The sequence below is a fragment of the Marinobacter sp. F4206 genome (assembly GCF_019392195.1).
GTDB lineage: Bacteria > Pseudomonadota > Gammaproteobacteria > Pseudomonadales > Oleiphilaceae > Marinobacter.
On record NZ_JAHXKI010000006.1, the window covers coordinates 75,414 to 87,030 of the forward strand.

An 11,617-nucleotide genomic window follows, 5' to 3' on the forward strand; every position below is an offset into this window, starting at 1 on the left:
GCGCGAGGCTGTCTGCGTCTGACAGTTCGTGCCCCTGCACTCAACCCCGCCCCATGGCGGCGGCTCCCAGATCCCAGATCGGCAGGAATACGCCGAGCGCAAGAATCAGGACCAGAATGCCCATCGCCACAATGAGGATGGGTTCGATCGATTCCGCCAGACGCTTCAGCCCGTAATCCACATCCTCATCGTAGAAATCCGCCACGTTATTGAGCATGTCATCCACCGAGCCAGTCTCTTCGCCCACCGCGATCATCTGCAAGATCAGTGGCGTGAACAGCTGGCTCTGGCGAGCGGTCCGAAGCAGGCTTTCACCCCGCTCGATACCTACCCGCATTTCCTTGATATGACTGGAAATCCACGCATTGTCAGTGGCGTCGGCCACCACCGTCAATGCATGGGTAACCGGCATACCTGCCGCCAGCATGGTGGCAAAGTTTCGGGAAAAACGACTCAGGGTAATCAGCTCCAGCAACGGCCCGATGATCGGTACTCGCAGCTTGTACCGGTCCCAGGTCAATCGCCCTTGCTCCGTCTGTTTCCATTGACGGAGCAGAAGACCGCCTGACGCGACGGCGAACAACAGAATGTACCAGTAGCCCAGCAAGAAATTAGAGGTTCCAACCAGCACCTGCGTCAGAAACGGCAAATCGGCGCCCAGCTTGCTGAAGACCGCCGCGAACTTCGGAATGACCAGAAAGTTCACCACCATCAGCGCGGCCAACAAGGCCACCACCACGAATGTCGGGTAGCGCATGGCCTGCTTCAATCGACGCCTGGTGTCCCGCTCCAGTTCCAGCACCTCCGACAGACGCTTGAACGCGTCATCCAGCATGCCGGTGTTTTCACCGACATGAATCATCGCAACGAACAGCTCCGAGAATACCCCGGGATGGGCCTGCATGGCGGCCGCCATGGTAGTCCCGCCTTCCAGCCTGGAGGTTACGTCTGAAAGAACCTCTGCCAGCACCGGGGAACGGGTGGTTTCCGCCAGTCCACGCATGGTTCGGATAAGGGGAATACCTGCCTTGGTCAGCGCGTGCATCTGCCGGCAGAAGACAATCAGTTCGTCCAGCGTGACCTTTTTGCGAAACAGCGCCACGCTGTTCAGGCGTTCGCCCAACGAAGCACGCTCCTGCTGCTCATGGATGGTGAGCGGCGTGATGCCCCGGCGCATCAATTCGGAAGCCGCCGCGTCAGCACTCGCTGCGACCAGTGAGCCCTGCTGAACAATGCCGCGATCATCCTTTCCCCGGTAGCTGAACTGCATCAGAGGCCTCCCCCAACGGGCTCATCGGGCATGGGAATCTCAACACTTTCAGAAAACTCGCCCTCAGACGTCGCGGCAACACGCGCCACCTCGTCCAGGGTGGTCACTCCCTGCAATGCGTAATCCATGGCGCATCGCCCCAGGGGACGATACAGATCACCCTGGCGCGCAGCCCGGGTAAACGCGGAAACGTCCTGCCGGCGCAGAGCATCAAGCATCTTTTCATTCATCTCGAGCAGCTCGTACACACCGACCCGGCCTTTGTAGCCGGTGTTGCTGCACTGGTAACAGCCGCGCCCCTGCACGAAACCGGCTTCACGATCGAGCGGATCCAGGTCAAAGCTGTCCAGCCAGATCTGCTCCTGATCCGTTGGCCGATAGGGCCCGGAACAGTTGTCGCACACGCGTCGGACCAGACGCTGGGCAACCACGCCAAGCAACGAACTGGCCACCAGGAATGGTTGCGCGCCCATATCGATCAGTCGCATGGCGCTGCTGATCGAATCATTGGTGTGCAGCGTCGACAATACGAGGTGGCCGGTCATGGCGGCCCGAAGACCAATTTCTACCGTTTCCCTGTCACGCATTTCACCCACCAGTATCACGTCCGGATCCTGACGCAGCGCGGACCGCAGGACACCGGCAAACTCCAATCCGATCTTCGGGTTCACCTGAACCTGGGTAATCCTGGGCAGGCGGTACTCGACCGGATCTTCTGCGGTAATGATCTTCAGCTCCGGCCGGTTCAGCTCGCTCAAGGCCCCGTAAAGGGTGGTCGTCTTACCGCTGCCCGTGGGACCGGTCACCAGGATCATGCCATGCGGTTTCCGGATCATTCGACGGAACCGCTCCAGCAGCTCTGGTGGCATCCCGGTGCCATCCAGGTTCAGCATGCCCTGACTCTGATCCAGAAGACGCATAACCACCGATTCGCCGTACTGAACCGGCATGGTGGAAACCCGAACGTCGATGCTGCGACCTTTCACCCGGACGTTAAACCGGCCATCCTGAGGCAGCCGTTTCTCGGAGATATTGAGGCCCGCCATCAGTTTCAGGCGCAGGACCAGAGCTGCGTTCACACGCTTCTCTTTCATCACCTGCTCCTGGAGTACGCCGTCGACCCGCTGACGGATGCGCACGACGGTCTCATCAGGTTCGATATGAATATCGGAGCTTCGGGCCTGAACGGCATCCTCGAACAGGGTCTGCAGCAGCTTTACGACCGGCGCCTCGGCACTCTCCGACTCAGCGGACAGGTTCGCCAGATCAAAGGCGTCGTCGCCCAGTTCGTCTTCCAGCTCCTCGGCCAGTGAGGCGATTTCCTCGGTGCGTCGGTATACCAGATCAATCGTGTTCAGCAATTCGCTTTCGCGAACCACGGCCTGCCGGACCGGCTGCTTGAGAATACGAACCAGCTCGTCGTAGGCAAAGATGTCCAGCGGATCGGCCATGCCCACCAGCAGCTCTCCGCCCTGCTCCGCCAGCACAATACTGCGGAACCGACGGGCCATGGCCTCCGGCAGTTTTTTCACCAGGTCATTGTTGAACTGGTAATGCCTCAGTTGGACGAAGGGCACCTCGAGCTGGCGGGAGAGGATATTGAGGAGGTTATCCTCATCCACGTACCCCAGATCAATCAGGGTACGCCCCAGCTTCCGGCCGGTATTTTTCTGCTCCCGCAGGGCGGTCATCAGCTGCTGCTCAGTGATCACATCGCTCTGAACCAGCAGGTCACCAATACGGATTTTTTTCTTGGGCTCCGTCATTTCTATCCTGCCTGCAGTGTGTTCAATCGATCACGGACATAGTCCGCCAGCGAAGGCGACAATCCCGGCAGCTGTGCCGCCTGAGAATAGGCTTTCACAGCCCCCCCCAGCTCGCCCCGGGACTCCAGGGCGATCGCCAGACCAACCCACCAGGCCGGCCGACTGTCATCCACCGAGATCAGTGCCGACCAGTGCCGGGCCGCTTCAACGCTCTGGCCGGATTGCTGCAGCAGTGTAGCCAGCGTGACCCGGTATTCCGTGAACTCCCGAACTGACGGCACATCCTCCAACAGCGCAGCCAACGCCGCCTCAAGCCTGCCCAGCGCCAGCAACGCCCGGGCTTCCAGTAAGCGCAGTGCCGGGAAGCCCTGCGCCTCGGCACCGGACACCCAGGGCAAAGCCCGCTCGGGCATGTCCTGAACCAGCATCGCCCGGGCAAAGACTTCGCGACTCACCGGGGCGGACTGACGGGAGGCTACCTCTGCCAAACGTTGCTCCGCCGCCCAGGAATCGCCAACACTCAGGAGTTCCGACAATGCCCGACTGACTCTCAGGTCCACGGCCTCCGGCGTCTCGCGGACCCGTTTCACAGTCGCGTTTGTGGTGGGCCCGGGCGCGGGAGCATCCACTGTCGAGATCCTAGCCGTCTGCTCAGTTTCCCGACCAGTCGGATCAGGCGCCTCCGGCTTCTCGGCTTTCAATTTTTCCGGTGGTTCGACATTGGCCGTCTTCGCCACCCTGGCAGGCTCGTCCGGCACTGGCGACTGTTCGTTCCGGGCGACCACATTTTCGACGTTCGACATGACGCGAGTATCGTCGGCAGCGGGCTTCGACACCGGTGGTTCGGTCTGGGCCAGCGGCTCAGGAGTATCTTGCCGCGTCGGCTCAGGCACTCTGTCCGCCGGGGGCACCCGGGTAGGCTCAATTACGGCGGGCTCAATGGCTGTGTTGCGGAACAGCACTCCGTGTATGACACCGGCAATCACGACCGCTGTGAGCCCGGCCGATACCGGCACCAGCCAGCGCGGCTGCTTCCGGGGTGCCGCAGACTGGCCGGTGTACGCTGCTGCCACGTCCGGCCGATTCTGGCGCTGTTCAGCCGCGCGCAGGGCATCGTTAAGCAGGCTCATAGCCACCTCGCCAGTAAACCGGGAGCCCGGACGCTTTCGGTATCGCGGATAGCCTGGGTCACATGGCGACGACCGACTTGCCGGTCACCAACGCCCCAGGCCGCCAGCATGGCTTTGTGGGCAAGAATATTGACCAGGCGCGGGATGCCGCCGGAAGAGCGGGCAATCAGGCGCAAGGCGCCGGAAGAGAAGAGATCGCCACCGTTGTACCCCGCCTGGGCGACTCGATGCCGCAAGTACTGAGCCACAGAGTTGCGATCCAGAGGCGTCAACCGGTAATGGAAGGTAATGCGTTGCCGCAGCTGTCGTAGGCTGTCTTTCTGCAGCAGCACGTCCAGTTCTGGCTGACCGAACAGAACAATCTGCAGCAGCCGCACGCTTTCCGTTTCTAGGTTGGTCAGCAGGCGCAGCGCTTCAATGGTCTCTTCCGGCATTGCCTGGGCTTCATCGATTACCAGAACCACCTGGTTCTGGTCCATCGCCAGGCCAATCAACTTCTCATTGAGAGCCTTGAGAATCTGATGGGTATTGGCGCAGACAGAAACATCCACACCCAGCTCCTCGGCCACGGCTTCGTAGAGCGTTTCCGGGGTCAGGTGCGGATTCGGGATATACGCGGTATGGGCTTTCCGCTCCAACTCATTGAGCAACAGCCGGCACAACAAGGTCTTGCCTGTGCCCACTTCCCCCGTAATCTTGATGAAGCCTTCGCGTTCACTCAGCGCAACCAGCAGCAGCTCCAGCGCATCACTATGGCTGGGCGCCCGCAAGAAGAAACGGGTATTTGGCGTCAATGCGAACGGTGCTTCCTGCAGTCCGAAATGGGATTCGTACATGCTAGCGACGGGCTTTCTCCGGTTCCGGGGTAACAGACTGGGAGGATTGCAGCAGTTCCCGCAGCACATTCATGCGCTCTCGGCTTGCGGCGATGTCCGCATTCATCCGTGCCGGCGCGGCAACCACCGGGCGTAGCAGAATCACTAATTCACTTTTGCGGGACTGGAACCTGCGCTGCTTGAACAGTTCACCAACCAACGGAATGTCACTGAAGAACGGCACGGCTGCGTTTGTGTCTTCACTGGTATTCTGAATCAACCCGCCGATCACCACGATCTGGCCACTTTCGGCGCGGATGACGCTGTCGGTTTCCCGAACCGTGCTGATTGCCAGGGGTAGGGTGACATCGCGCTCGCCGATGGTAATGACCTTGTCCTGGTCATTGACCTCGCTGACCGATGGGTGCACGTGCAATGTAATGCTGCCGGTCTCGGAAATCTGCGGGGTGACATCAAGCGAGATCCCGGAAAAGAACGGCGTAAGCTCAACAGAGGTGGACGTACTGTCGGAGCCAGTCAGGGTTGAGTTGTCATCGTCAAAATCGATGTCCGTGACGAAGAACTCATCGGTACCGACCTTGATCACGGCCTTCTGGTTGTTGACCGTCGAGATACGGGGACTCGAGAGAATCTGCACATTCCCCTGCTCACCAAGCAATTCGATAAGCGCGGTAAAATCCCCGGCCCGAACACTTGCCGAGAACAGACCACCGATATCGGAGGTGCTGATGACCTGCCCTGCCAGCGACTGGGCGGTGAAATCCTCCGGCAGACCGTCAGAGGCGGTGATCCCAGAGGCGCTTTGCAGATCGGACCAGTTAATCCCCTGCTGATAGCCTTCGTTGAGGATGATTTCCAGGATCTTTGCTTCCAGAACGACCTGGCGTTGCATGATCAGCTCGGTTCGGCGCAGGTACTCCTCCACCAGTCTCAGGTCTTCGCTGCCGGCACGAACCATCACCAACCCGGCGCCCGGGTTCACAATGACCTGCTGGTTACTGCCATTGCCGACGATCAGCGTCAGGGCCTGACGGATATCGGACCAGAAGTTCGACTCGGTTTCCGTGGAAATGGTCGTACCGACCAGGTTTCGGCTCTCGGAGCTCCGGTTATCGCCGCTACCGTTCGAGGAGCGGTCATTGCTTTGGGTGCTGGTCACCTGACCGGAACTGACGCGGGTTTCCGACCCGCCCTTGCGCTTGAAGTGCAAATAGTCAATCGGAAACATCCGGGTCTGTATCCGATCCGCATTGACCTTGAACAGCCGGCCAGTGCGCTGGATATCAAGGCCATAGAGATCCGCTGAAATATCCATCACTTCCGGAACCGTCACATCCCGCAGACGAAGATCGACAACGGTTGTCACATCCGGGTGAACCACCACATTGTAGCGGGTTCCCGCCACAAGAGATTCGAAGAAACTGCCGGCGGGAATATCGCTGGCATTCACGTCAAAGCGCTCATCCAGATCCTCACCACGGGATAACGGCGGCAGCAATGCGGCACTGACGTCCGCCGGTAAAGTCGCAGCAGGTTCCCGGGACTCCTGCTGTTTCTCAGCTTGCTGCTCCGCCTGTGCCAACGACTTATCAATATCATCCGCAACATCGGTGGACGTCGCATTGGACGTGCGCATCAGCGGGTTGTTACTGCATGCCGTCAGCGTGGCGGCTATCAACAGCACCGCCAGTGAGTTCGTTTTAATCATGGTGGCCTGTTTTTTGGTCATTGGGTTCTGCGCACCTGGGGTAACTCGTCCAGATACAGGGTTCGAATGCGCCCCTGGTCCGACACCTCGACACGGTCGCGATGGATCTGGCGCACCCGGACGCCATCAAAGGCCTGCCCCTCCGCACGGGGCTCTCCATTGATAACCGCCAGCCGTCGCTCCGCACCCACCAGGATGGATTGCAGGGCAAGGTCGGTCATCGGCAGCGCTTGCGTCGGCGCCTCGCCAAATCCCGGCGGCCGCGTTGGATCCTGAAGCGCAAGTGCCTGACCGGCAAATGCCAACCAACAGCCGACAAACATTGGCACAACACGAATGTGCCTTAATCCTTTCAATCGGGTCACGTCATACTCCCAGCCAGGCTGGCTCAAGACTTAGTGTTCTCACACGGATAATCGCTGCTCCGGCCGGCCAGCTTTCCGAATCGTATTCAAGGACCACCCACCCCAGGCGTTCATCCAGGGCTTCCAGACGCTCGAGGTAGGCCAGCACTTCCAGATAGCTGCCCCGCACAGTCAACTCGACATCGTGGGCATACAACAGTGGACTGCCCTGCTCCCGATTATTCGACTGTTGCGCAGAGGCATCAGGTTCGGGTGCAAAGACAGGTGCCGGCGTTTTGAGCTCAAGAGTCTGGAGGTCCAGTGATTCCTGAGCCGACAGCATATCCTTCAGTACAGACACCATGGCTTTCGGGGCAATCAACTGGCCGGTCGTATCAGCAATTTTCCTATCAAGCCTTGCCAACCGCTCTTGCCGCGACTCCAGCTGATTTCGCAGCTCCTGCGACGGATCCGTTGCCATCTGGTATTTCAGGTTTTTCTTTTGCGTCAACAGGTTATCCCGGGTGGAATCAAGCACACTGAGTCGGGATTCAAGCACGTCCTGTTTCGCCATACCCGGCGCCACGCCCAGCTCCCACCCGACAAAGGCCAGCAACGTCAACGCCGTAAGCGTAATGAGAACGCGCTCGCGTATGGGCCGCTCGTTAAACCACTGCGCCCCATTCTGCAAAGACTCCCGCCATGGCCTCGCCATCAGTTGACCTCCCCGGAGCGTTCCGTCGCCACGTGGAACTCGATCCAGCGTCCAGTTTCCGGCCGCGAAAGCCGGAACGCGCCGAAGGTCTTGCCGGAAAACGCCGGCTCTTCTCCCAGGTTTTCAAGATAGGCCGGAACCAGGGCGCTCGAACGGGCGCGGCCCTCGATCGTCACCTTTGCCTGCAGGCCGTTCAACCGGATCCCGGTCAACCAGACATCCTCCGGAATCTGGCGGGCCAGAGCCGCCATCTGGGGCGAGAAGCGACCACCGTCATCCAGCACCAGACTCTCCACCCGTTCCAGCAAGCGCTGTCGACGCATAAGGGTGTCTGTGACACGTTCAAGCGCTTCTCGAACTTCCGGAGCGGGTTGCCTCGCACTGACCGCCTCGGACAACCGGACAATATCCTGTTCCACGCTCATGTTCTGCAACTCAAGGACATGAACCTGATTCTCAAGTCGATTGTTCTGATAATGCACAACCGTACCGGTAACAATGAGCCCCATCACCAGAACCGCGACAAGGCCCAGTAACATACCGGCTTGCAGTTTCTCTTTACGGGGCCTCAGTTCCTGGACATACAGGTTGACCTGTTGATTCACGAGCGCTCTCCCATTGTCGCGGAGAGGTTGGCACTCCAGGCAGGAAGACACCGGCTATCCAGGGGCTGATCCAGCCCCAGCATCGACCAGTCCAGCATTTCCACACCGGCAGCCACATAGGACGACACCATGGATGCCAGCGGCAACGCATTGTCCCTGGCGACCAGACGTATCACAGCCGGTGGCACCTGCCCCAGCTGACTCTCGTAGTAATCCAGGGATCGTTGCATTTCCAAGGCAAGCGACTGGACCGCACTTTCCTGACGCGCGACATCTCTAAGATCCTCAGAGGTAACATCCAGACGGCGCGACAAATAAAGGGTGTCGTCTCGGCAAACAATCATCTGACCATAGTTTTCACGAAGATGGACCAGCGCTGCGCCCCGCTTGTTCTCATCGAGAACACTCACAAGGTTGCGTAACGCCAGCTCTGCGATGTCAATACGATCCAGCTGGAGATCAGATGCACCGACCAGGGAAACCAGTTCACTCACGAGGGATTTGCGCGCCGCAACCACGTTCACAAGTGCGCCGCGGCCCCGGGAGGCATCTTCTGGGAAGGGAAAGACATCAGACACGGAATCCGTCGGGCTGAAGTCCAGGAAATCCTTGAGCTTCCACTTCAGGGCATCACCCAGCTCCGACTCGTCGATCCCCTCCGGACGCTCCATCTGGAAAACCTGATACTGATCCAGCGGCAACACCAGAGTCGTTAGGGCTCCCGACCAGGAACGCTGACTGACCAGTTCCTGCAGAGCCCGGGCACGTTGGGCCGGACGGCATTCAACGAAGCCCACCGGCGAGGCAGAACCTGCCGCTGTCTCGGCCCAGGCTATACCGTCCGGACGGACTTCCAGACAGACGCGCCGATGCCGCCCGGAGCCACTGAATAAGCCGGTAATCTTGTTAACGATGGAACGTTTTGTCATAGAGTACTTTCAGATAGAGCCAAGGCCACTCGCCGGCCCAGATTCTTTATTATTTTGCCCAAAAAATCAGCAATTTTTACATTGGCTTACATAATAGATGAGAAGGTGAACCGAACTCTATGGCTTTTGATTCATTTCACGTCTTTTTGCAACGCTGTAACAAAAAGGCCTCCGTTCTACGGAGGCCTTTGAGTTATGGATGCAGGGTATTTCTTAGAATGGAATGTCGTCATCAAAATCATCAACCGGCTCCGGCATGCTGCCCTGGGAAGGCTGACTGTAGCCACCCGACTGCTGCGGAGGAGGGTTGTTGTTCTGCTGGGCCGCTGGCGCGTTGTAGCCCGACTGCTGTGGACGGCCCGCTGGCGCGCCCTGATTCATGCCACCACCTTCGCCGCGGCTGTCAAGCATCTGCATCTGGCCATTGATATCCACAACCACTTCCGTGGTGTAACGGTCCTGGCCATCCTGACCCTGCCACTTACGGGTCTGTAGCTTGCCTTCGATGTAGACCTTCGAACCTTTGCGCAGATACTGGCCAGCCACTTCGGCCACCTTGCCGAACAGGACAATCCGATGCCATTCGGTTTTAGGCACCAGCTGTCCGGTCTGACGATCCTTGTAGCTCTCGTCAGTCGCGAGGTTCAGGTTGACCACGGCATTGCCGTTGGGGGTATAGCGGGTATCCGGATCCTGCCCCAGGTTCCCGATGAGTATGACTTTGTTCACGCCTCGTGCCATGTTCTGCTCCTGACTCTGTTTTCAGGGACCACCCGCGCTCCCTGCGGGCCTCCAAATTTCAAGACCTGTTACCGTGCCGGACAAACGAAAAGTCCGCAAGTAACGCTTCATCAAATTGCTGACGATCCACCTTGAGGTAGGCAGTCGCGGCATCCTCAACAATTACGACATCCTGAACACCGGGCAATCGGCGCAGACTGTCATCAATATCGTCGTACTGATTACCAACAGCGTGCTGCAACTGTAACACGAAACTGGTGGTGTATCCCGGGGAAGGCATGGTCAAGGCTACCAGGAACCAGAGCACCAGCACTGTCGCCATAAACCAGAGAACACCATTGGTTCCGAGCTGTTCAAGCAACACACCACCTAGCGCGCCACCAAGGAACGCCCCCATAAACTGGGATGTCGAGTAGGCGCCCATCGCTGTGCCCTTGCTCGCCGCCGGCGCCTCCTTGCTGATCAGGGAGGGCAAGCTCGCTTCCAGGAGATTAAACGCCATGAAAAAGAAAAAAAGTACACCCCATGCGGCCAACAGTCCTGCGGTAACGTTTGTCAGGCCAACGGTGGCCAATGCCAGTAAGGCAATGGCGCCGCAAAGTATCGGCTTCATCTTGCGCTTCTTTTCGCCAAGGATGATGAAGGGCACCATTGCGAAGAACGAGGTCACCATGACACTGAGGTAAAACCACCAGTGGGAGCTGCTGGCCAGCCCCAGCTTGTCCTGGAGGATTGATGGGAACACCAGGAACAGTGCGGTCAACACCAGGTGCAGCGCAAAGATCCCGAAATCCAGTCGCAGCAGTCGACCGTCTGAGAGAACCGTACCCAGCATCTCGCGGGCAGGATGGGTATCGGCACTGATTTTGTGCTGATGGGGCGTGGGAACCACCCGGTTGACCACAACCAGTGCGAACACCGCAAGCACCGCAGTGGTGTAGAAAATGCCTGACAGCCCCCAAAGAGATCCAAGCAGGGGCCCTAGGACCAGAGAGACCGAAAACGACAATCCGATGGAAATCCCGACGGTCGCCATCGCCTTGGTGCGTTGCTCTTCCCGGGTGAGGTCACTCAGCAACGCCATCAGCACACTGGCGATCGCTCCGGCACCCTGAAGAATCCGCCCCAGAATCACAACGTATATCGAGTCGGTGGCACCGGCCAGCACGCTGCCCGCGGCAAACAGAACCAGCCCGATATAGATCATGCGCTTTCGGCCAACCCGGTCAGACAGCAAACCGAATGGAATCTGCAGCAGGGCCTGGCTAAGACCGTAGGCACCGATGGCAAAGCCAAGGAGGGCGGGCGTGGCTCCTTTGAGGTCATTGCCTAACAGCATGAACACGGGCATGACCATAAACAGCCCGAGCATGCGCATGGCGTAAACAGAGGCCAGGGCCGAAACCGATCGTTTTTCCAGCGCGTTCATGGAAGCACTACCTCAGCCGGGGTTGAAAGCGGTCTAGCGCGAAGGCACATAGCCTTCGCGGGCCGCGCATTGTAACAGAAGGGGCACCATCGCGGCACAGTGTCCGATGAGCCGTAACAACCGGCATTTTCGCCGCGGCCGCCC

11 protein-coding genes are annotated in these 11,617 nt (G+C 59.0%); all 11 read right to left on the reverse strand.

The features are described from left to right. Nucleotides 1–40: 40 nt before the first annotated feature. Nucleotides 41–1,270 carry a type II secretion system F family protein gene (locus KZO34_RS17680; RefSeq protein ID WP_219478255.1) on the reverse strand — a complete coding sequence of 410 codons (1,230 nt, stop codon included), beginning with the start codon at nucleotides 1,268–1,270 and terminating at the stop codon, nucleotides 41–43. Next, a complete protein-coding gene (locus tag KZO34_RS17685; protein WP_219478256.1) occupies nucleotides 1,270–3,036 on the reverse strand; it encodes a GspE/PulE family protein in 1,767 nt (588 codons plus the stop codon). Before KZO34_RS17685 ends, KZO34_RS17680 begins: the two co-directional genes overlap by 1 nt. A gap of 2 nt (nucleotides 3,037–3,038) precedes the next feature. Continuing rightward, nucleotides 3,039–4,166 (reverse strand): tetratricopeptide repeat protein, encoded by a 1,128-nt coding sequence (locus KZO34_RS17690; RefSeq protein ID WP_219478258.1) that lies wholly within the window; start codon nucleotides 4,164–4,166, stop codon nucleotides 3,039–3,041. Next, complete coding sequence (locus tag KZO34_RS17695) at nucleotides 4,163–5,002, reverse strand: ExeA family protein (protein ID WP_219478259.1); 840 nt, start codon at nucleotides 5,000–5,002, stop codon at nucleotides 4,163–4,165. Before KZO34_RS17695 ends, KZO34_RS17690 begins: the two co-directional genes overlap by 4 nt. A 1-nt stretch (nucleotide 5,003) precedes the next feature. Further along, nucleotides 5,004–6,731 carry a pilus (MSHA type) biogenesis protein MshL gene (gene mshL, locus KZO34_RS17700; RefSeq protein ID WP_219478261.1) on the reverse strand — a complete coding sequence of 576 codons (1,728 nt, stop codon included), beginning with the start codon at nucleotides 6,729–6,731 and terminating at the stop codon, nucleotides 5,004–5,006. After that, nucleotides 6,728–7,075, reverse strand: a complete 348-nt coding sequence (locus tag KZO34_RS17705; RefSeq protein ID WP_308318840.1) for a hypothetical protein — start codon at nucleotides 7,073–7,075, stop codon at nucleotides 6,728–6,730. The genes mshL and KZO34_RS17705 overlap by 4 nt, the downstream gene beginning before the upstream one ends. Before the next feature lies 1 nt (nucleotide 7,076). Continuing rightward, nucleotides 7,077–7,769, reverse strand: a complete 693-nt coding sequence (locus KZO34_RS17710; protein ID WP_219478263.1) for an MSHA biogenesis protein MshJ — start codon at nucleotides 7,767–7,769, stop codon at nucleotides 7,077–7,079. Continuing rightward, entirely contained in the window at nucleotides 7,769–8,374 is a 606-nt protein-coding gene (locus KZO34_RS17715; RefSeq protein WP_219478265.1) for a PilN domain-containing protein, read from the reverse strand. Before KZO34_RS17715 ends, KZO34_RS17710 begins: the two co-directional genes overlap by 1 nt. Beyond that, the gene (locus tag KZO34_RS17720) at nucleotides 8,371–9,303 is read right to left on the reverse strand and encodes a type IV pilus biogenesis protein PilM (RefSeq protein ID WP_219478267.1); all 933 of its coding nucleotides are present in this window, start codon (nucleotides 9,301–9,303) and stop codon (nucleotides 8,371–8,373) included. Before KZO34_RS17720 ends, KZO34_RS17715 begins: the two co-directional genes overlap by 4 nt. Before the next feature lie 213 nt (nucleotides 9,304–9,516). After that, nucleotides 9,517–10,044, reverse strand: a complete 528-nt coding sequence (gene ssb / locus KZO34_RS17725; RefSeq protein WP_219478269.1) for a single-stranded DNA-binding protein — start codon at nucleotides 10,042–10,044, stop codon at nucleotides 9,517–9,519. Between the two features lie 58 nt (nucleotides 10,045–10,102). After that, nucleotides 10,103–11,473: an MFS transporter gene (locus KZO34_RS17730; RefSeq protein WP_219478270.1), complete on the reverse strand. Its 1,371-nt coding sequence runs from the start codon at nucleotides 11,471–11,473 to the stop codon at nucleotides 10,103–10,105. Nucleotides 11,474–11,617 lie beyond the last annotated feature (144 nt).